The 21,321-nt window shown below is 53.2% G+C and carries 15 protein-coding genes, 2 tRNA genes and 4 pseudogenes; 9 read left to right on the top strand and 12 right to left on the bottom strand.

Going from position 1 to position 21,321, the window contains the following annotated elements:
• Positions 1-52 precede the first annotated feature (52 nt).
• The 3 genes and pseudogenes from tyrS to JCM15908_RS00510 all read left to right on the top strand — a co-directional run bounded on the left by tyrS (position 53) and on the right by JCM15908_RS00510 (position 3,626).
• Positions 53-1,352, top strand: a pseudogene (gene tyrS / locus JCM15908_RS11395) (tyrosine--tRNA ligase).
• A 478-nt stretch (positions 1,353-1,830) separates the two neighbouring features.
• On the top strand, positions 1,831-3,408 hold the full coding sequence (locus JCM15908_RS11390) for a sulfatase-like hydrolase/transferase (RefSeq protein WP_234396338.1): 1,578 nt from the start codon (positions 1,831-1,833) through the stop codon (positions 3,406-3,408).
• A gap of 147 nt (positions 3,409-3,555) precedes the next feature.
• Positions 3,556-3,626 (top strand) — tRNA-Gln (locus JCM15908_RS00510).
• Positions 3,627-3,882: 256 nt separating this feature from the next.
• Here JCM15908_RS00510 and JCM15908_RS11385 read toward each other — a convergent pair.
• Both JCM15908_RS11385 and JCM15908_RS14950 read right to left on the bottom strand, forming a co-directional pair.
• The gene (locus JCM15908_RS11385; protein ID WP_234396337.1) at positions 3,883-5,571 is read right to left on the bottom strand and encodes an outer membrane beta-barrel family protein; all 1,689 of its coding nucleotides are present in this window, start codon (positions 5,569-5,571) and stop codon (positions 3,883-3,885) included.
• Between the two features lie 53 nt (positions 5,572-5,624).
• Positions 5,625-6,056 (bottom strand): TonB-dependent receptor plug domain-containing protein, encoded by a 432-nt coding sequence (locus JCM15908_RS14950; protein ID WP_234396336.1) that lies wholly within the window; start codon positions 6,054-6,056, stop codon positions 5,625-5,627.
• Positions 6,057-6,355: 299 nt separating this feature from the next.
• On the opposite strand from JCM15908_RS14950, the gene JCM15908_RS00500 reads away from it, so the two are divergent.
• Positions 6,356-6,427, top strand: a tRNA-Arg gene (locus JCM15908_RS00500).
• 35 nt (positions 6,428-6,462) lie between these two features.
• Positions 6,463-7,251 (top strand): ADP-ribosylglycohydrolase family protein, encoded by a 789-nt coding sequence (locus JCM15908_RS00495; RefSeq protein ID WP_025001848.1) that lies wholly within the window; start codon positions 6,463-6,465, stop codon positions 7,249-7,251.
• Positions 7,252-7,578: 327 nt separating this feature from the next.
• Here JCM15908_RS00495 and JCM15908_RS11380 read toward each other — a convergent pair.
• The 4 genes and pseudogenes from JCM15908_RS11380 to aroQ form a co-directional block, all read right to left on the bottom strand.
• Positions 7,579-8,803 (bottom strand): annotated as a pseudogene (locus JCM15908_RS11380) (FtsX-like permease family protein).
• 166 nt (positions 8,804-8,969) lie between these two features.
• Entirely contained in the window at positions 8,970-9,305 is a 336-nt protein-coding gene (gene rbfA / locus JCM15908_RS00485) for a 30S ribosome-binding factor RbfA (RefSeq protein ID WP_025001847.1), read from the bottom strand.
• Positions 9,306-9,468: 163 nt separating this feature from the next.
• Positions 9,469-10,098, bottom strand: a complete 630-nt coding sequence (locus JCM15908_RS00480; protein WP_025001846.1) for an O-methyltransferase — start codon at positions 10,096-10,098, stop codon at positions 9,469-9,471.
• A gap of 162 nt (positions 10,099-10,260) precedes the next feature.
• Entirely contained in the window at positions 10,261-10,698 is a 438-nt protein-coding gene (gene aroQ / locus JCM15908_RS00475; protein WP_025001845.1) for a type II 3-dehydroquinate dehydratase, read from the bottom strand.
• A gap of 223 nt (positions 10,699-10,921) precedes the next feature.
• Between aroQ and xerA the strand changes: the two genes are divergently transcribed.
• Entirely contained in the window at positions 10,922-11,842 is a 921-nt protein-coding gene (xerA, locus tag JCM15908_RS11375; RefSeq protein WP_036892415.1) for a site-specific tyrosine recombinase/integron integrase, read from the top strand.
• Positions 11,843-12,348: 506 nt separating this feature from the next.
• On the opposite strand, the pseudogene sucD reads toward xerA, so the two are convergent.
• Both sucD and sucC read right to left on the bottom strand, forming a co-directional pair.
• A pseudogene (sucD, locus tag JCM15908_RS11370) lies at positions 12,349-13,220 on the bottom strand (succinate--CoA ligase subunit alpha).
• A gap of 45 nt (positions 13,221-13,265) precedes the next feature.
• Positions 13,266-14,405 (bottom strand): ADP-forming succinate--CoA ligase subunit beta, encoded by a 1,140-nt coding sequence (gene sucC, locus JCM15908_RS00455; protein WP_025001844.1) that lies wholly within the window; start codon positions 14,403-14,405, stop codon positions 13,266-13,268.
• Between the two features lie 1,066 nt (positions 14,406-15,471).
• Between sucC and JCM15908_RS14945 the strand changes: the two genes are divergently transcribed.
• From JCM15908_RS14945 to JCM15908_RS00445, 3 genes are read left to right on the top strand one after another with little or no spacing between them, the layout of a single operon-like run.
• On the top strand, positions 15,472-15,735 hold the full coding sequence (locus JCM15908_RS14945) for a hypothetical protein (protein ID WP_234396335.1): 264 nt from the start codon (positions 15,472-15,474) through the stop codon (positions 15,733-15,735).
• Positions 15,669-15,959 carry a T9SS type A sorting domain-containing protein gene (locus JCM15908_RS14940; protein WP_234396334.1) on the top strand — a complete coding sequence of 97 codons (291 nt, stop codon included), beginning with the start codon at positions 15,669-15,671 and terminating at the stop codon, positions 15,957-15,959. Before JCM15908_RS14945 ends, JCM15908_RS14940 begins: the two co-directional genes overlap by 67 nt.
• Positions 15,956-17,263 (top strand): hypothetical protein, encoded by a 1,308-nt coding sequence (locus tag JCM15908_RS00445; protein ID WP_025001843.1) that lies wholly within the window; start codon positions 15,956-15,958, stop codon positions 17,261-17,263. Before JCM15908_RS14940 ends, JCM15908_RS00445 begins: the two co-directional genes overlap by 4 nt.
• A gap of 985 nt (positions 17,264-18,248) precedes the next feature.
• On the opposite strand, the gene secF is transcribed toward JCM15908_RS00445, so the two are convergent.
• The 4 genes and pseudogenes from secF to JCM15908_RS15680 form a co-directional block, all read right to left on the bottom strand.
• Complete coding sequence (secF, locus tag JCM15908_RS15695) at positions 18,249-19,778, bottom strand: protein translocase subunit SecF (protein ID WP_506256107.1); 1,530 nt, start codon at positions 19,776-19,778, stop codon at positions 18,249-18,251.
• Positions 19,775-20,139, bottom strand: a pseudogene (locus JCM15908_RS15690) (SecDF P1 head subdomain-containing protein). The gene secF and the pseudogene JCM15908_RS15690 overlap by 4 nt, the downstream one beginning before the upstream one ends.
• A 41-nt stretch (positions 20,140-20,180) precedes the next feature.
• Positions 20,181-20,576, bottom strand: a complete 396-nt coding sequence (locus JCM15908_RS15685) for a hypothetical protein (protein WP_506256105.1) — start codon at positions 20,574-20,576, stop codon at positions 20,181-20,183.
• A gap of 8 nt (positions 20,577-20,584) precedes the next feature.
• Positions 20,585-21,289 carry a preprotein translocase subunit SecD gene (locus tag JCM15908_RS15680; protein ID WP_506256104.1) on the bottom strand — a complete coding sequence of 235 codons (705 nt, stop codon included), beginning with the start codon at positions 21,287-21,289 and terminating at the stop codon, positions 20,585-20,587.
• Between the last annotated feature and the right edge of the window lie 32 nt (positions 21,290-21,321).

Here is a 21,321-nt window from a genome sequence, read left to right as displayed (position 1 = left end):
CCCGATATGATTATAAACAAACAGGCTCGCAAGAGCCACAAAACATTCAATGATGAAAAACTTTGTTGAAGAACTACGCTGGCGCGGTATGCTGGCGCAGATAATGCCGGGAACGGAAGAGTTTCTCCAAAAGGAAATGGTGTCGGCATACCTCGGCACTGACCCGACGGCGGACTCCCTGCACATCGGGCACCTCTGTGGCATCATGATGCTACGCCACCTTCAGCGTTGCGGACACAAGCCCTACCTCCTCGTCGGGGGTGCAACGGGCATGATTGGCGACCCTTCGGGCAAGAGCAAGAGCGCAATCTGCTCGACGCAGAGACCCTTTACCACAATCAGGAAGCCATCAAGAAGCAGGCAGGCAAGTTCCTCGACTTTGACGGAAACGAGCCGAACAAGGCCGAAATGGTCAACAACTACGACTGGATGAAAGACTTTACCTTCCTCGACTTCGCACGCGAGGTGGGCAAACACATCACCGTCAACTACATGATGGCCAAAGACAGCGTGAAGAAGCGGCTCAACGGCGAGGCGAGCGACGGCCTTTCGTTCACCGAGTTCACCTATCAGCTCCTTCAGGGCTACGACTTCCTCTACCAATACCGTAAGTATGGCGTGAAACTGCAGCTCGGCGGCAACGACCAGTGGGGCAACATGACCACCGGAACCGAACTCATCAGACGCACACTGGGCGGAGAAGCAGAGGCATACTGCCTCACCTGTCCGCTCATCACGAAGGCTGACGGCAAGAAATTCGGCAAAACGGAGAGCGGAAATATCTGGCTCGACCGCAAGCGCACCTCCCCCTACGTCTTCTATCAGTCTGGCTGAACGTCAGCGACGACGACGCGGAGAAGTATATCAAGATTTTCACCTCGCTGGAAAAGGACGTCATCGATACCCTCATAGAGGAACACCGACAAGACCCAGGCCGCCGCAGCCTGCAACGCCGCCTTGCCGAGGAGGTTACACGGATGGTTCACTCTCAGGAAGACCTTGACATGGCTGTCGCAGCCAGCAACATCCTCTTCGGAAAGTCCACAAAGGAAGACCTCCTTCAGCTCGACGAACAGACCTTCACCGACGTGTTCAAGGACGTGCCCCACTACGAAGTCGCCAAGGAAGTGCTCGGCCAGGCTGCCGTAGACGTCTTCAACCAAGAGGGAATGAGCATTTTCCCGAGCAAGAGCGAGATGCGCAAGCTCGTCAAGGGTGGCGGCGTGTCGCTCAACAAGGACAAACTTCAGGCCTTCGACCAGCCAATTACGGCAGACGACCTCATCGACGGCAAGTACCTGCTTGTTCAGAAAGGCAAGAAGAACTACTCGCTGATTATCGTCAAACAATAAATTACAGAAAGATGGTTATATCCCGACAACGAGGGATATAACCATCTTTTGCTTTTCAGCCACCTCACTGCAAACCACCGGGGAGACGCTGCCGGGCAAACAAGACTACAGCCGGCGGACAGCCCGACGGACTCCGCACGGACGCCATCCGACCGCATTGTTCCCATCCTTCCGCTCCCCCACTTCTCCAACCTCTCCATTTGACATCTATGAACCAACCGAAAAGCCGGAACATCCTGCAAGGATTCCTGTTCTATCTACTTGCAACCATCGCATTGGCTGCCATTTTCTTTTCCTATATCCTAAACGGCACGAGCACCGAAGTGATGGACGTTGGGCTGGATTTACTTCACGGCCTCCTGCCTCACGCATGCCGCCCTCTTTGCCCTTATCCCTTTCCTCGTCTTTCAGCTGCCTTTGGCGGCACTGGGCTGCCGGCAACGCCTGACGGATATCCTGCTCTCGGTTGCTATGCCTCATGTTCATCGTGGCAGTAGCCAACAGCTACGTCTACAGCATCTACCATTTCCATATCAACGGACTTGTCTGGGAGATGCTGACAGGCCCCGGCGCATCCGAAATATTCATCTTCGACACGTGGGTCTACCTGAAAGCCGCAGCCCTCTCGTCACTCTTCTTCCTCCTGAGCTTCTTCCTGAGCTACCTCTCCCGGCTGCTTAACAGCCGCATTGTCTTCCACCACTTCTATCGCAACAGCCTGCTCATCCTCTCAGGCTTCGTCCTTCTCTCTCAGGGCATACACATCTACGGAGGCGCAACCATGAAATCGTCCATCGTAGAAAGCACCGACGTGCTGCCCTACTACTTCCCCCTGCGGGCCAACAAGCTCTTGGCGAAACTGGGAATAGTGGACATCAACAAGCTCAACCAAATACGTTTTCAGAACAGCGGAACGGCAGTCGCCTACCCACTCCGTCCGCTGAAGGCGGTGAAACCATCCCGTCCCCTGAACGTAGTCATCCTCTGCATCGACTCATGGAATCCCCGTACACTGACGAAAGCATGCACACCTAACATCTGCGCCTTTGCCGACAGTGCCGAACAGTATCCCCATCACATCAGCTCGAGCAATGCCACGCGGGGCGGCATCTTCGGTATGTTCACGGGAATATCGGCCTATTACTGGAAGAGCTTTGAGTACGGGAACGTCCAACCCGTCCTTATCAGTCAGCTGCTCAAGGCAGGCTACAAGGTGCAGGCCTACCCCAGTGCCACGCTGGAATACCCGCCGTTTGCCAAAATGCTCTTCCGCGACGTGAAGGGACTCAACATCAGCACACCGGGAAAGACCGCCTACGAGCGCGACACACGCATCACGCGCAACTTCATGGCCGACATCGACCGCTACGACGGGCGGCAGCCGTTCTTCTCCTTCGTCTTCTACGACCTCGCACATGCCATTGAGCTGCCCAAGAGCAAGCAGTATCGATTCCGTCCCAGCTGGGAATACTGCGACTACATGAAGCTCGACAACGACACCGACCCGACACCCTTCTTCAATCTCTACCGCAACTGCGTGGCCGAAGCTGACTCGCTCGTCGGACTGGCCCTGCGCAAGCTGAAGGCCAAGAACCTTCTGCGGAACACCGTCGTCATCATAACGGGCGACCACGGACAGGAGTTCAACGAGAATCACAACAACTATTGGGGCCACTCATCCAACTATTCACAGTACCAGACCGCCACGCCCTTCATCTATTACTACCCCGGATGCAAGCCCGGAAAGCGCAATTACCGCACCACCCACTACGACATCTCGCCGACAATCCTCCGTCAGGTGCTCGGCGTAACGAACCCTCCGTCCGACTACTCGATGGGAAAATACCTCCACGACCCCTCCCCACGCGACTGGCACCTCGTAGGTAGCGACCTCTACTACGCCTTCATACGCAGCGACGGCACGATAGTGGAGAAACAGGGAGCAGGAAACCTGAAGGTGATGGACAAGCGGATGCGCCCCATTCCCAACTATCCGCTCAATCCGCGGCAGCTCCACGAGGTCATCACCCGGATGAACCGGTTCTTCCGGAAGTAAGCACGCCAAGAGCCATCAGCCCCGCTGCCTTTCCCGTCCCAGCCAAGCCGGGCACCCTGCAAAACGTCCGCTTTGATTTCCGACGCAATAAAAACGGAACGAAAATTTGGTTATCACGCAGAAAAACACTATCTTTGCACCCACGATTGTCCTATGGTGTAATGGTAGCACTACAGTTTTTGGTTCTGTCAGTGGTGGTTCGAGTCCGCCTGGGACAACAAAAAGAGACGCCAAGTCATTGATTTATCAATGCTTGGCGTCTTTTTTCATTACCCCTGCCACGGGCAGAGACCACCCCTTCACGCGCAGGCAGAAGCGGCACTCACCCCGACCCATTCCGCCGTCAAGCCACTCCGGCAAAACGAAAGTGCCGCTTTCGCATCGTGAAAGCGGCACTTTGATGTTGCGAAAACGGCACTTTCGGCTTGCGACTACACCATAGCTGAAAATCAAGTACTTGGAACAGGCTTCGGACTAATGCTCCATTCCTCCCACCAAGTCGTCGTTCCGGATAGACCGCTCGGCTTTCTTGACGCCCGACTTCAGCTTTCCGAACTTCCAGCTGAGGCGGATGCTGAAATTGCGGCACTTGTTCCACGACATGTCGTAGCCCGTATAGTCGCCCTGAATGGTTCGGGTGGTATCGCGCACGCGAGTGGTAAAGGGCATGTTGGCGTTGAGGCTGACCGACAGATTGCCCTTCAGGAAGTCGCGCGTCAGGGAGAAGTTGTAGTTATACCATCGGTTTCCCCAAAAGTACACGTTGTAAATGGGCCGTCCGAACGTCCCTCCTACACTGGCATCGAGGCTGATTTCCCACGGCAGTTTCTGTTCCAGACTCAGGAAAGCACTGCCCGTCCAGCCCGAATTGGACAGGCTCGGCAGCGGAATGGAAACATATCTGTGGAAGATGTTCCCGTTCAGGCTGAGCGTTGTGCCCGTAAAAGCCTGCCACTGCGTGTAGGCACTGATGCCGAACGACCTCTTGCGCATCTGGTTGCCGTAGGTAGTTACATCCTTTCCGTCTTCCTCGTGCTTCAGCCGGGTAATGGAGTTATTGCTAAAGGAGCAGAACGGTGTGAGGTTCAGCGTCAGTTTCGGGCTTGCCAGCATGTAGTTGAGGCTGATGTTCTGGTTGCGGCTGCTGCCCAAGGCGGAGTTTCCAAAGAATATGGTGGTCGGTGTGCTGATGACGGCAGGGTTCAGATAGCTGATGCCGGGGCGGTAGATGCTCGTACTGTAGCTAAGCCGGAGCGACTGCCTGTCGGTAATCCTGTACTGGACGCTGGCAGACGGCACCCAGTCGTTGAGGTTCCGGTGGAAGTCCGTGCTGCTTCCGTCGGGATATTCCGCCTTCATGTAGCTGTGCTCGTAGCGCAGTCCGGCCCGTGCCGACCATTTTTCCGAATTAAAAAGATAGGAGAGGTAGGCTGCCTCCACCTGCGTGTTATGGCTGAACTGGTTCTCTTCGTCAGCCACGAGGCCGTCATAGTCCATGAGCGAGCTGCTGCTGTTGTCTCTGAGAATGTATTTCAGACCCGTTTCCACCTTGTGCTGCTTGCCGAAGGGGCGCACGTAGTCTATCTGGAAGGTGTGCTCGGTAAACCGCTCGCGCGCGTTCCGGCTGTAACCCGAGTAGCTGACAGGCATGTTTACCATCTCCGAGTACTCCTGCCGCCGTATCTCGTGCCGCCTCGAAGCCGAAAGCATGTACGAGAGGGTCAGCGTCTCACCCTTGAGGCGGGTTTTGTGCTGATAGTCGGCCCGTCCGCCGAGGTCGTAATACGAGTAGCCGGGGAGCGAAGTCCGGCTGTTATACCGATAGAGGAGGTTGTCGGCGGCATCCCACCGGGCCAGACCGTTAATGGCGTTTTGGTCCACCTTGTAATAAAAGCCGTTGAATGACGCACTGATGAGGTTGAGCGAATCGACGTCGTAACTCATGCTGACGTCGCTTCTGTGGATATTTGCCGCTGTCGACTGATGCAAGTTATCCTGCGACCGCTCGCCCGTCCTCACGTAGCTGAAGGTAGTTTCGTCCCAGAACTCGGTCTGCCGCTTGTTCTGATTGCCGTAGTTGTAGGTAGCGGCAAGCATCAGCTTGCCCGCCTGTGTAGTCAGATAGCCGCCTGCATAGTATGAGCCATAAGAGTTGGCACGCATATTCACGTTGCCGGCAACGCCCTGCAGGTGAGAGTTGTCGGCAAGTACAATGTTCAGAATGGCGTCCGTGCCTCCGCATCGTACTTTGCGCCCGGGTCGGTAATTACTTCTATCTTCTTGATATTGCTCGCCGGCAGGGTCTTCAGGATTTCATTGACGTTGCTTCCCGAGAAGCTCGGGTCGGGATGTCCGTTCTTGTAGATTCTGAATGAGGCCGAACCGTTCACCCTTATGTTGTCCTGACCGTCTACGGTTACCATGGGCACCTTGCGGAGTATTTCCAGCGTGCTCTTCGACTTGGCCGACTTGTCGTGCTGTACGTCGTAGGTGAGCTTCTCTATGTCGTTCCTGACGAGCTGACGTTGGTGTGTTACCACCACCTCGTCCATCTTCAGGGTATCCGTGCTGGCTGTATCGCGCACGGCTTGTGCCTGTGCCGTGAGGGCGGCAAGGCAGGCGGAGAGTATAAATGGTTGTCTTTTCATAACGATTTACAGATGATTAGCGTAACGTTTATAGTATATTGACAACAAAGGTAGGTCATTATCAATTAAAAAAAACATTATTTAATACTTTAACACGAATTTAACAGAATAGCCGTTCTGGCAAGATGGCCGGACGAAAACGGCTTGTGAAAACAACAAAAATTGATGTGCTGATAGAAAAAAGTACAGGAATAGCGGCAGAATAAAAAATTTTGGCTATCTTTGCAGGTAGGAATGGAAAAGCCGCCCGGTGCAGTGCACGGTCTTTGTCGGCAGATGCCATTCCTCCATCGCTATATGCTCTGATAGTTCAATGGATAGAACGGAGGTTTCCTAAACCTTTGATCCGGGTTCGATTCCCGGTCGGAGTACTACCGAATCCACTTTTGGCTTCTTCACATACATCATGATTGGCGCAATTATAGGAGATATTGTAGGCTCCCGTTTTGAGTTCGGGGCCGCTCCGCAGAAAGACTTCAAGCTATTTACTCCCGAATGTTCATATACCGATGATACTATCTGTACCATCGCCATTGCCGATGCGGTGATGAACGGACGCGGCTATCAGGAGTCGCTTCTGGACTGGTGCCGCCGCTATCCCGACCCAATGGGCGGCTACGGCAGCCGCTTCTACGCATGGATTAACTCGGAGGAGCCTCACCCCATGAATTCTTTCGGCAACGGGTCGGCCATGCGCGTCAGCCCGATAGGCTGGCTCTACGACGACTGGGAGGACGTTCTGGAGGAGGCCGGGAAAAGTGCGGCGGTCAGCCACGACCATCCCGAGGGCATCAAGGGGGCGCGGTGCATTGCCGAGACCATCCTGTGGCTGCGGCACATGCGCTTCACCAAGAACGACGTGGAGAAGAAGGTGAGGAAGTATTTCGGCTATGAGCTGCCTCCGATGCGCGACATTCTGCGCATCGGCTCGGAAAACCACTTCGACGGAACTTGTCAGGAGACTGTGCCGATGGCCCTGCGCTGCTTCATGGATGCCAATAGTTTCGAGGACACTATCCGCCTTGCGGTGCTCTGCGACGGTGATACCGACACGAAGGCCTGCATAGCCGGGTCGGTGGCCGAAGCCTATTACGATGTGCCGGAGTGGATGATTAACAAGGCTGTCGGCTATCTTCCGGATGATATACTGGGCATCTTGGAGCAATTCTATAACCGGATTAAGGAGGACATATAGGCCTGCCTTCCGCTCCTCTCCGAAAAAAGAGGGAGATGCAGAAGCCTTGTCCTGATGGCAGGGGCACGAATCCCGCAACGGCGGACGGGGCGAAAGGGGGCAGAGAGGTGTTGACCCGGTTTATGGCTTAGGCGGCTCTGATATGCCGCAACGGCTTTCCGGCAATGCGAAAGTGGCACTTTGACACTGCTAAACGGGCTTGTTCGCATGGTCAAAGTGCCACTTTCGTCTATTTGTTTATATACTGCTGATAGTCAGCCTGTTAGTAGCGGTGTTCCCCCGTTGGGCTTTCTTCCCGGTGAACGAGGCTTAGCGTGGGAATTATGCCTACACCATCCTCTTGCTCATATACCTCACGGGATACCAGACGGCAACCCACCCGACAAGCAATACCGTAAAGAAGATGGCAACGATGTCCCACGGATGCACACTGATGGGGTATGCCTCGATGATGAAACTTCTGGCCTCGCTGCCCAGACGGACCAGTCCGTAGGTCTGCTGAAGCCAGCAGAGCAGCAGTCCCAACCCGATGCCGATGACGGCACCGCCTACCGAAATCATGCGTCCTTCGAAGAGGAACACCTGACGGATTTGCTTCTCCGTGGCACCGAGGTTGCGCAGCGTCTCCACGTCGGCTTTCTTGTCTATCATCAGCATTGAGAGCGACCCGATGATGTTGAAGCATGCCACCATCAGTATGAAGGTAAAGAAGATGTAGGCGAAGAGTTTCTCTATCCGCATAATCTTGAACGTGTCGGCCTGTTGCTCGTATCGGTCCTTTACGGTGAACTGTCGGCCTGCCATCTTCTGTATCTTCGCCTTTGTTTCGTCTATGTCGGCACCGGCTTTCAGGCGCAGTTCCAAGGAGGTTATCTCACCTTGGCGGTTGAAGATACGCCGTGCGAAATCGAGGGAAGTAACGATATAGTTCCTGTCGTACTTGCTCTGCTTCACCTGAAAGACTGCCCCGGGCGACAGCAGCGAGTCCTGCACGAACGCATCCATCGGGTTGGAAGCATCGTACTGTCCCTTCCGCTGCGGTGCGTAGATATGCAGGTAGTCTTGCCATGCCACTCCCGTACCGAGATTCTGCGCCACCTGTATGCCGATGATTCCGAATTGCAGGTTGGCGGTGCTGAGTTCAAAGTCTCCGTCGCCGTAGAGGATGTCGCTGATGTGCGTCAGCGAGTCGAAATTCTCCTGTACTCCCTTCACCTTTACCATGGCCTGCTTGCCGTGATACACCGCCAGGCTTGGTCTTCTACACATTCCGTCGCCACCTCCACCTCGGGCAGCCGCTTTATCTGCGTCAGTATGGGGAGGTCGGCAGCCGTCGCCTTTCCCTTGGCAGGCTCGATTTTCAGTTGTGGGTCGAAGTTGGTGAACAGCGAGGCCACCAAGTCGGAGAAGCCGTTGAAGCCGCTCAGCACGACGACGAGGGCCATCGTGGCAACGGCAACGCTACAACGGAAATCAGGCTGATAACGTTGATGGCGTGGGTGCTCTTCTTTGAGAAGAGATAGCGGCGTGCTATGTAAAAGGGGAAGTTCATACGGGAATGTCTCGTCCTTAGTCCGGCTCCTTCAGGCAGGGAATCCGCAGGGGCGGAAGAGAATGTTTGAGGCGGTAATGGCCACTATCCGGGATTGCGGTTCTGCCAACCGGCGATGGCCATGTCCGATGTCTTGAATTATGAATCTTGAATTACGAATTGGCCATTATTTCTTCAGCAGCTCGTCAATCCGCTCAATATAGTCGAGCGAATCGTCGATGAAGAAGCGCAGTTCGGGTATGATGCGCAGCTGGTTGTGTACGCGCTGGCCGAGATCGTAGCGGATTGTCTTCTCGTTGGCGTTGATGTTCTTCAGCAGTTCCTCTCCTTTCTCCGAGGGAAAGATGCTCAGATAGGCGGTGCAGATGCTGAGGTCGGGGCTTATCCTCACCCGGGTAACACTTACGAGAACGCCGTGCAGCGCACGGGTCTGGCTCTGGAAGATGCTTGCCAGTTCCTTTTGGAGCAGGCGCGATATGCGGTTTTGTCTTGTTTCTTGCATAATTTCGTTGAATGATAGTATTGAAGTGCAAAGATACGATATTTTCCTTGAACTTGCCAATTTGGGCTTTGAACTTTGCGGCTACTTTGAGACGGTCGGGCAAAATAGGCTGACAGGCTCTTCCGCCGACCTCCCTTTCGGAGGAGAATCGGGGCAGTCGGCCTTATTTCTTCCTGATAATCGTCAGTCCGTCGCGGAGGGGCAGCATCACCTTCTCCACGCGCTCGTCCTGCGCCACGTGGTCGTTGAACCGGCGGATGCCCTGCGTCTGTTGGTCGTGGTCGTAGGCAGGGTCGATGATATGGCCGTCCCAAAGCGTATTGTCTGCCAGAATGTAGCCGCCGGGGCGCAGCAGGGAGAGCACCGTCTCGTAGGTTTCGACATACGTGCGCTTGTCGCCGTCGACGAAGGCAAGGTCGAAGGTTATGCCAAGCCGGGGAGCTTCTGTGTTGGCATCGCCTATCCGGAAGTCTATTTTGTCGGCGTAGGCAGAGCCTTCGAGCCACGGACGGGTGAAGTCCTCCATCTCGTCGTTAATCTCGAAAGTATATATCTTGCCCCCGTCGGGTAGTCCTTCTGCCATGCAGAGGGCAGAATAGCCGCTGAAAGTCCCCACTTCGAGCACGTTCTTGGGGCGTATCATCTCTACGAGCATCTTCAGCAGGCGTCCCTGAACGTGTCCACTCGCCATGCGGCCGTGGATGGTGTGGATGTTGGTGGCGCGGTAGAGCCGGTAGAGATAGTCGCCCTCGGGCGACGAATGGGCGCGGATGTAGGAGGAAATGTCGGTCATTGGGTATCGGGCGAGGGGCCTTTGGTGTTGGGTGGAAGACGTCGGGTGGTGGTGAATACTATTGTTTGCGAGTGGGGAGGACTAAGCGTCGGGCATTTGGGGGATGGATGTCAGGTATTGACGTACGGCCGGGTGTCAGGCGTCCATCGGCACCTGATGCCTTCATCCTGCCCCTCTCTCCCCATCGCCCAGCAACGCCTCCACTGCCAATCGGTAACTATCGAGTCCGAATCCCTGTATCGTACCCTTGCAGCCCGGGGCAATCATGGAATGGCGACGATATTCCTCGCGGCCGTCTACATTACTTATATGTACTTCTATGACCGGAGTGCGGAGCGAACGGATGCAGTCCAGCAGAGCGATGCTCGTATGCGTGTAGGCTCCGGCATTGAGAATGATGCCGTCGTAGGAGAATCCCGCCTCCTGCAACTTGTTGATTAGCTCTCCCTCCACGTTGCTCTGATAGTGATTTATCTCCACATCGGGGTAACGCCGGCGCAGCTTCGTCAGATAGGCTTCCATCGACTCGCTGCCGTAGATGCCCGGTTCGCGTACGCCGAGGAGGTTCAGATTGGGTCCGTTGACGATGATTACTTTCATTTTCATTTTGTTTTTCGTATCTTTGCATGTCCAAGAGAGCGGACTGGCGCAGCCGGTTGCCCGCGGTGCAGGGACAGACGGGGAAATCGGCCTGCTCCATTTGAGTAAGTCGGACAGCCCGGGGCGTCTGCCTCTGCATGGCCGTTCATGTTCCGAAAGGGATACGCCCGATGGAAGACTGCCATCCGTTTGCTTGTTCAACATGCAAAAATAAGAAAATAAAATGGAAACAGAGAAAGATTCCGCAGCGAATATCGTCCGCAGATACCAACGCTATCTCAAACTGGAGAAGGGCTATTCGCCCAATACCATCGATGCGTACACCTGCGATTTGAACAAGCTCACCGACTATCTGAAAGGCGAAGGGGTGGACATACTGGACGTGGAACTCGACAATCTGGAGCATTTCGCCGCAGCTGTCAGCGACCTTGGCATCGGGGCACGCTCGCTGGCACGTATTCTCAGCGGTGTGCGGCAGTTCTACCGCTACCTCGTGCTTGACGGATACCTGAAGAGCGACCCGACGGAACTGCTCGAGTCGCCCAAGCAGCCCGAACATTTGCCCGAAGTATTGTCCACCGCCGAGGTGGATAAGCTCGAAAACGCCATTGACCTTACCAAATGGGAAGGGCATCGCAATAAGGCTATCATAGAGGTGCTCTTCTCCTGTGGCCTGCGTGTCTCGGAACTTGTGAACCTCCGTCTCTCCAATCTGTATATCGAAGAGCAGTATGTCCGCGTGATGGGCAAGGGAGCCAAGGAACGGCTCGTGCCCATCTCGCCCCGCGCCATCGAAGAGCTGAACTACTGGTTCATGGACCGCAACGTAATGAAGATAAAGCCGGGCGAGGAGGATTATGTCTTCCTGAACCGCCGGGGACACCACCTCACGCGCACGATGGTGCTCATTATGATAAAGAAGTACGCTCTCGACGCAGGCATAGGCAAGACTATCTCGCCCCATACCCTCCGCCATTCCTTTGCCACTGCCCTGCTTGAAGGTGGTGCCGACCTCCGTGCCATTCAGTCGATGCTGGGGCATGAGAGCATCGGAACGACCGAAATCTACACCCATATCGACACGACTACGCTCCGTCAGGAGATACTTGAGCACCATCCGCGAAACATCAGGGGGGAGAACTGAAAGGACAGGGGCCGCGATTGTTTGTTTTCCGTCAGTCTGTCAGGCATAGGGATGAGGCTGTAGGACGCCTGTCTCCCTGTGGCTTGTAAACGCTTGATAATCAAAAGAATAGAGTCTGAGAAACGAAAGTGCCGTTTTCGCCATGCGAAAAAGGCACTTTGACACTGCGAAAGCGGCACTTTCGTTTTATGATTGCGTATAGGCAGAGAAGCACGGGAGGGAGTACAGAGGAATGGGGCTGACAGGTAGCAGATGGCCACAATGGGTGTGCTGGGTGCCGGCCGGACTTGTCAGCGGTATCGGCAAGAAAAATACAGACGGACAAAAGGCACTCTGCAGAAGCCTGCAAGACTGCGTTGCCATAAAAAAGTGCATTTCTACGATTGTAAAAATGCACTTCAATACTGATACAAGCACATGCCCGTATCACTAAATGTATTTTCTGGCGGAATCCCGTCCCCTTCTCTCCCCCTTGAAAGGGAGAAAAGGGAGTGGAATTTCCTCACTTACTTCTTCAGCTTCTCGGCCAACAGACCCGGAATCTCGCTGGTTTCGCGAGCTACTGGTACGCCGGCGGCCTCGAAAGCGGCAATCTTTTCGGCTGCCGTACCAGAACCGCTGGAGATGATGGCACCTGCATGGCCCATCTGCTTGCCCTTCGGAGCTTCACGGCCGGAGATAAATGCAACTACCGGCTTGGTCATGTGGTCGCGGATATACTCTGCTGCACGCTCCTCGGCATCGCCTCCGATTTCGCCAATCAGGGCTACGCTGTCTGTCTCGGGGTCGTTCTCGAACATCTCAAGCAGGTCTTGGAAGTACAGGCCAACGATGGGGTCGCCGCCCACACCTACTGCAGTGGTCTGTCCCATACCGCTTTCGGTAAGGTTGGCAACCACCTGATAGGTAAGCGTACCACTACGGCTGATGACGCTGTATGGCCCTTCTTGAAGATGTTGGTAGGCATAATGCCGACCATGCTCTCCTCCGGGGAAATCAGACCCGGGCAGTTCGGGCCAATCAGATTGGCACCCTTGTCGCGGATATAGCGGTAAGCCTCCACTACGTCGAGTGTAGGAACGCCTTCAGTAATACAGATAATCAGCTTGATGCCGCCGTCAGCAGCCTCGAGCATGGCATCCTTTGCAAAGGCAGCCGGCACGAATATGACGGAGGTATTGGCCTGTGTAGCCTCCACTGCATCCTTAACGGTGTTGAAAACAGGGATTCCCTCTACTTCCTGTCCAGCCTTGCCGGGAGATGTACCGCCCACAACATTGGTGCCGTACTCCTTCATCTTCTTGGCGTGGAAGCTGCCGTCGCGACCAGTGATACCTTGAACGATCAGTCGTGTATTCTTGTTGATAAGTATACTCATTGTTTCAGTGTTTTTATTTATTGTTGATTGTTCGGTTATTATCTCTTAGCATTTGGCTGCCAGTTCCACTGCCATCTTGCCGGCCTCGCCCATCGTGTGTGCCACGTTGAACTTTGTGCCCTTGAGGAGTTCGCGGCCTTCAGCTTCGTTGGTTCCCGTCAGACGGATAACGATAGGCATGTTCGTGTCAATCATCTTGAATGCTTCTATCAGACCCTTTGCCACGTCGTCGCAACGGGTAATACCGCCGAAGATATTGATAAGAACCACCTTCACGTGCTCGTCGGAGAGGAGGAGCTTCATAGCCTCTACAATCTTGGTAGGATTGGAGCTTCCGCCAATGTCAAGGAAGTTTGCCGGGTTGCCGCCGTAGAGCTTAATCATGTCCATCGTTGCCATGGCCAGGCCGGCACCGTTCACCATGCAGCCGATTTCGCCGCCGAGGTTCACGTAGCTGAAGCCCTTCTCCTTTGCAAACTGCTCTTTCTTCTCTTCTTCCGTAGGCTCGAACATCTCGAAAATGTCGGGATGGCGGAAGAGGGCGTTGTTGTCGAAGGTCATCTTGGCGTCAATGGCCATCACGTTGCCTTCTTCTGTCAGCACGAGCGGGTTGATTTCAGCCAGTGAAGCGTCCTTTTCGACAAAGAGCTTGTAAAGTTTCTGGAGGATTGGCACCGTCTGCTTGACAGAGGCCATGTCGTCGAAGAGATGGAAAGCTGCCTCGCGGGCAAGATAATCGGGCAGGCCGATGAGCGGATCAATAGGAATCTTGACAATCTTCTCAGGACTTTCCTTTGCTACCGTCTCAATATCGACACCACCTTCGCGGCAAAGCATGAGGATAGCACCCTTGGTCTTGCGGTCAATAACGATACTTACGTAATACTCGGAAGCAATGTTTACAGCCTCGGCAACAAGGACGCGGTCTACCACAAATCCCTTAATGCTCATACCGAGGATGTCGGTAGCGCGCTGCTTTACTTCCTCTTCGCTCTTCGCCAGCTTCACGCCGCCGGCTTTTCCACGTCCGCCTGTGTGAACCTGCGCCTTGACTACTGTCAAATCTGCGTTCAACTTGCGATACGCCTCTACTGCTTCTTCCGGTGTGCGGCATACGAAACCTCTCTGGACAGCCATACCATAAGCTGCAAAGATTTCCTTAGCCTGATACTCATAGACTTTCATAGTAAATATTTTAATTTATATTAGATATATCTGTTGCTTACACTTGGTGTTTGCAAATATAGATATTTTTCTTATAGAAACAAAATTGTACCGCACTTTTTATTCGTTTATCGCAAAAAAATGTTACTTTGACGGCATACTTCCTGTAGTTTTATAGGATTTTCACCTAAACCCGTAGGAGAAACCGCACCAACCTTCTGACAGAATGTAATCCGCAAGACAACCGGCAGAATGAAAATATCCATGGCACGAAACATCCCGATAGAAGACGGACACCCCCCTGACAGAAAACATGAATTGACCCGGCAGGCAGCCTCTCCCCGCCAGTCCCACATCCTTGCCCGGGCACTTTGATATTATGTAAACCAAAAAGACAATACTGCTTTCATATTTTACAATTCTGCCGAATGATAGGAGCCAAATACTTGATATAAATCAATAAAAAGCAAATTATTGCAAAAAGAGCACAAAACTCTTGCACATATAAATAATAATACCTATCTTTGCAATGTGTTTTTCATAGTATTAGATTTAAGGTTAACAAAGGTTGGACTACAGCGGTAGTCCTTTTTTTATGCCCTAAACTTAATATATCGCCCTACACAACCATCTGACTGCATGCCCGACAACGATTATTTAAAGGTACACAACCACTCAATTACACACCCGACAGAGACTGTTTGAAGGAACAACACCCTCTCCTACGGCAAGCAGAGGGCGTATTTCCATTCCTCCTTTCCACCTACACGAACGCTCGGGGAAAGCAATACGAAAGTTCAGAAAAGGCTACGCGAACATTTGGGAAAGGCTATACAAAGGAAAAACATAGGAAACTCACACACCCTCCCAAGCCTAAAGACATAAAATAGCCATCTTGGAAAACACCGGGCATAAACCAACCGGCACCTCCATCCCGACACTTAAAGGCGCGAGGAATGGCCATTTTCGGTTACTATTTCACGAATTAGCAATGAAAAAAAGCCTCCCCGACTATGGCAAATCAAAATATTTGCTTACTTTTGTAGCCAAACCTAATTAAATTCATCAACTTTAACCAAAAAGCATTATGAAGAAAGAACTACTCGTTAGCGTCTTGACAGCCATAATGGCTATGGGTTCCAGTTCGCTCCACGCGCAGGCTAAGTTGGTCGTTACCCCTTTGAACGGTGGGCAGACCGGCGAATACGCGCTGACGGACATCCAAAAAATCACCTTTGGTGAAGACGGGATGCACGTCGTAGGAAGTAACTTCAAAGTAGAGCCTTGTGGAAACTCTCCACGATTAAGAATCTACAGTTTGTCGGACTTACCGACGGAATCGGCCAACTGACCCGTCAGGAAACCGGGAAACTCACCATTTCTCTCCGCGAGAACCTCCTGACCGTACATGGCATCGGCTCACAGCCTGCTCTGGCAACCATCTATGACATCAGCGGACAGATTGTCCTGCGTGCCAAGGTAGCCGACGGCGAATCTATCGACGCCTCTGCCCTCAGCAACGGTATCTTTATCATCAGAGTAAACAACAAAACCCTTAAATTCGTAAAGCAATGAAGAAAATCATAACCCTCTGCCTCACGGCACTCATCAGTCTCGCTGCACTTGCACAGACCGAACCCAACCGACTCATCATCAACAAAGCAAATTCCCAAAAGGCCTTTGACGTTACTCGCATAGACAGCATCACCTTTGCAACTCAGGAAGGAAAGATTGCCGCCGACGTAAAGTACCTTAACTATAATTCAGGCGATAGTGGCGATACCATTTGGGTAGCCATCACAAAGACCCCTGCATGCAAGGCTTACCGATTCGCCTGTATCCCCAAGAACATTGCCGACCGCATAGCCGACGACGTTACAGCAGAATCTTATTTCGACCATGTTGCAGGCAGCATGCAGTCAGAAGACTTCACCAACGCACAGATGACAGGATTCGATATGCCTTTCAAGGCCAGCACTTCCTACGCCATCATCACCCTCGGCTACGACCAGTACGGTGTTGCAGGCAGCATGTCGAAGGCAGAGTTCACCACTCCCGACAAACCCCTCGTAGGCAATCCTGAGATAAAGGGCGAAGTTACCGAGATTACTCCTATGACCATCACGGCCAAGTTCACCCCTAACGCTGACGTAATGGGCTATGCCTACGTCATCTTTGAGAAGGGAATTGCAGAGCAGCAGTTCCAACAGTTCGGTCCGATGATGGGCTTCAGCAACATGGGCGACATGATCAAGGCATGGGGCGTCAAGAGCAACGCAGAGGCTACCTACACTTGGGAGAAGATGATTCCGGGTACGGAATACGAAATCTACGTGCAGGCATGGGACAACAACGAGACCTACATCCCGATGGTCATCATTCCCGTTACCACAAAGAAGCTCGGAGGAGAAGGCACGGCAGAGGTTTCTATTGAGATAAAGGAGTTTGGAAAATCTAACGAGCAGCACTACCAGCGCGTAGTCTACACTCCTAACGACCAGTGCTCGCTTCACCGCGACATCATCATCACCAAGGAAGGCTTCGACAAGGCCGACATGGGTGAGGAAGGCGTGAAGAAGATGCTGATGGAGGATAATCCCAACGACCCGTACTGGAACCAGTATGGAGTGGATAACGCTACATGGAACGCCGACCCCAGCACTACCTACTACGCTTGCTCCATGGCCAAGAACATAAACGACCAGTGGGGTCCGCTTACCAAGGTAGAGTTCACCACTCCTGCCACTGCCGGTGCGAAGGCCACCAAGGCCAAGGCCGTTCCTTCCCGCATGGAAAAGAACTCCGGTGCAGGCGTATTCAAGGCTCCGTTCATGCTCCGCAACGCTGCCAAGCCAGTTATGAAACTTGAGCAGAAGTAATATTTAGGTCAAAAAAACCTTTTACATATAAAGGGGAATCCGGCACATTTGTCCGTGGTTCCCCTTTTTTTTATCGTGCCTGCACGGCAAGGACAACAGACAAGGCTGATTCATCCAGAGCAGGAAAAGCAAACGGACAGACACGGGGTCTGTCCCTACAGACAAACGGATACCTCCCTGCAACCAAAGAGAAACCACTCGACGCGTAGGGACAGACCCGTGTCTGTCCGACCCATAAACCATTATCCATGATTTAGATAAATGGGGGCAATTCCCGAAAACAGCCTGACAACAAAGAGAGTGCGCTACGGACAAAAGGCAGACTGATTCATCCAGAGCAGGAAAAGCAAACGGACAGACACGGGGTCTGTCCCTACAGACAAACGGATACCTCCCTGCAACCAAAGAGACACCGCCCGACGCGTAGGGACAGACCCGTGTCTGTCCGACCCATAAACCATCATCCATGATTTAGATAAATGGGGGCAATTCCCGAAAACAGCCTGATGACAAAGAGAGCGCGCTACAGACAAAAGGCAGACTGATTCAGCCAAAGCACGCAACGCAGGCGGACAGACACGGGGTCTGTCCCTACAGACAAACGGATACCGCCCTGCAACCAAAGAGAAACCACCCGGCGTGTAGGGACAGACCCCGTGTCTGTCCGACCCATAAACCATCATCCTTGATTTGTACGAATGGGGGCGATTCCCGGGAGCAGGCTGACGAAAAAATGAAAGTGCCGTTCCCGCCCAGCGAAAGTGGCGTTTTGATGATGCGAAAGTACCGTTCTCATATAGCGAGAACGGCACTTTCATTTTACGGCTATCTGACGGCCGGAAACAGGCAGACCTGCATGCGGATACAAAAAATGGGGTCCCTTATAGTAGGGAACCCCGGATTGTGTTTTGGTTACGTTGCTCTCACGAGCTGATAACCTTCGACAGCTCTCACGAGCTAATAACGTATGTTTAACCTTTAGTCTTTATGCTTCTGCTTCAGCCGCTGCCATCTTCTCATCGGCAAGACGGTTTTCAATCTTCTTGCCGAGCACCAGATAAGCTACCGGTGAAGCGATGAAGATAGAAGACAGCGTACCGATAATGATACCGATAATCATTGCGAAGGCAAAACTGCGGATACTGTCGCCGCCAAGGATGAAGATGGCAAGCAATACGATAAGCGTTGATGCCGACGTATTGATGGTACGGGACAGCGTCTGATTGATGGAGTTGTTGAAAAGTCCCTGAATATCCGTCTTCGCAAGGTTGTGCTTGTGCTTGCGGAGATTCTCGCGGATACGGTCGTAAACCACCACTGTATCGTTGATATCGTAACCGATAACCGTCAGGATGGCACCGATGAATGTCTGGTCTATCTCAAGCGAGAATCCTATCCAGCCGTAGCAGAGAGAGAAGAGACCGACAACGATGGTGGTATCAAGCACCAGACCGACAATAGAACCGACGGAGAAGCCGATGTTACGGAAACGAACGAGGATGTAAACGAAGATGAAGAAGATAGCCAGTGCAACGCTCATGAAGGCGTTGTAGGTAATGTTCTTCGCAATAGACGGGCCTACCTTTGCACTCTGAATGATAGAACCGCCCTCGCGGATGTCAGGATTCTTGAAGCTGTCCACATTGGCCTGACTTACAAATCCGCCCTTCTTCAAGGCTGTATAGAGAATGGTCTCTGCCTTGTCGTCCTCCATCGGGTCGTTGGACTCGATATTGTAGTTGGTGGATATGCGGACGGTCTTGCCGTCGGTACCCAGTGCAATGACGGTGGTAGTGGCAGGCTTGCCGGCATTTTCGCCCACGGTGTTGACGAAAGCTCCGTTCATCACCTTGCGGACATCCTCAACCTGAGCAGCCTTGTTCAGCGTTACGACGTAGTTGCGTCCACCCGTGAAGTCGATGCTCCGGCTCAGGCCGCGCACGGCAAAGCTGACAACGCAGATAAGAACGGCTATACCCCAAACGGTAAAGCTCTTCTTGTACATGCTCATGAAGCGGTAGTTAACATTCTGCATGAAGTTCTTGGAGAAGCCGGTGCTGAATGTCTGGTTCAGCCACTTGTCGTTTGCGACACGGTTCTCGAAGATAAGGCGGGTCAGGAATACGGCTGTGAAGAACGAGATGACCAAGCCGATGATCCAAGTCGTGGCGAAACCGCGGATGGGACCAGTACCCGTAATGAGCAGGATTACACCTGTAATGAGCGAAGTAAGGTTCGAGTCGAAGATGGCCGAGAAGGCATTGCTGTATCCTTCCTTCAGAGCCTGCTTCATGCCCTTGCCCAATCGGAGCTCCTCCTTGATGCGCTCGTAGATGAGCACGTTAGCATCCACGGCTGTACCGAGGGTCAGCACAAGACCGGCAATACCCGGCATGGTAAGCGCAGACTGGAAGGAGGCAAGCACGCCCAAGGTAAAGAAGAGGTTGGCGAGCAGGGCGAGGTTGGCCATCATACCCGGAATGAGGTTGTACATCAGTACCATGTAAACCATCAGGAGTACGAATGCGATGGCGAAAGATACAAGACCCTGCTGGATAGACTGCGCACCAAGGTAGGACCAACGACCTCTTCCTGTACGATCTTGGCAGGAGCAGGCATGCGGCCCGACTTCAGGGTGTTGGCCAAGTCCTTGGTATCCTCAACGGTAAACGAGCCGGAGATGGACGACTGACCACCGTCAATCTCGCTATTGATGCGCGGAGAGGTGTACACAAGACCGTCGAGCACGATGGCAACGGCCTTTCCGATATTTGCTTGGTAATGGCGGCCCACTGGCGTGCGCCCTCTGAGTTCATCGTCATGCTGACTTCAGGACGGCCAAACTGGTCGAACTGGTCCTTGGCATCCGTTATCACGTCGCCCTCCAATGGTGCACGGCCGTCGGAGGTCGTTATCTTCAGTGCATGAAGCTCGAATACATTCTTCTGCTGCAGGCCGTCGGCAGGCTTCGCACTCCACAGGAGCTTGAGGTCGGACGGCAGCACCTGACCGGCCAGCTGACCGTGTATGAGCTTGTTGATGGCTGCTGTATCGCGCACGTTGGCATAGCGACAAGGCTGAGAGCCTCGTTGGGCATCAGCTGCAGCATGGCCAGCAACGGATGCTGCTTCTTGGCAGCTGCCATCTGTGCGCTCTCGCCCTTCGCTGCATTGGCAGCCGGGGTTTTGGCGTTCTTCAGAGAGAATTTGGAAGTGGCTGCCGGCTTAGCCTGTGCGAGCTGCTTGGTAGAGTCGTTCTTGGTGGTGTCTACCTTGGTGTCGCCACTGGCGAGACGCTGGTCGAGCTGCTGCAAGTACGGAGCTATCTCCTGATTGTTGTAAGTCTCCCAGAATTCGAGGTTGGCAGAGCTTGGAGGAGCTTTCGCATACGCTCCGGCTCGCGGATACCCGGCATTTCGACCATCAGACGGCCTTCCTGTCCTTCAAGCTTTTGGATATTTGGCTGTACTACACCGAACTGGTCGATACGGTTGGTAACAACGTTGTAGGAGTTGTCGATGGCGGCCGTAACCTCCTCGCGCAGTGCCTTCTCCACATCGTTGTCAGAGCTTTGCGTGCTGACCTTGCCCTTCAGCTGCTGGGTAGCGAAGATTTCGGCCAGCCTGTGTCCCGGTGCGTTCTTGTGATAGGCATCGATGAAGAGCGAGATGAAGTCGCTCTGGCTGGTCTGTTCCTGCTCCTTGGCCTCTTCCATGGACTTGACGTATGCAGCGTCGGTCTTGTGATCGGCAAGTACGTCTACTACATCGGGAACGGAAATTTCCAATATTACGTTCATACCGCCCTTGAGGTCAAGGCCCAGACCAATCTGTGTCTCCAGACACTTTTGGTAAGAATAAATACCCAGATACTTGACAGAATCCTTGTAATCCTGCTGCGCAATAGGGTCTTTAATCTTTGCCGCCTGACTGTCGTAGTAGCTTGTAGCTACCGAGAAAGACAAGTAGAAGATGCTTGCGAGCGTCAGCAAGACGGCAATACAAATTACTAATCCTTTGTTTTGCATTTTATTTGTTTGTTTAATTTATTGTTCCCAAT

The organism is Prevotella dentasini JCM 15908, assembly GCF_000614065.1.
Classification (GTDB): Bacteria; Bacteroidota; Bacteroidia; order Bacteroidales; family Bacteroidaceae; genus Prevotella; species Prevotella dentasini.
This window is presented reverse-complemented; position numbering and strand designations above follow the sequence as displayed.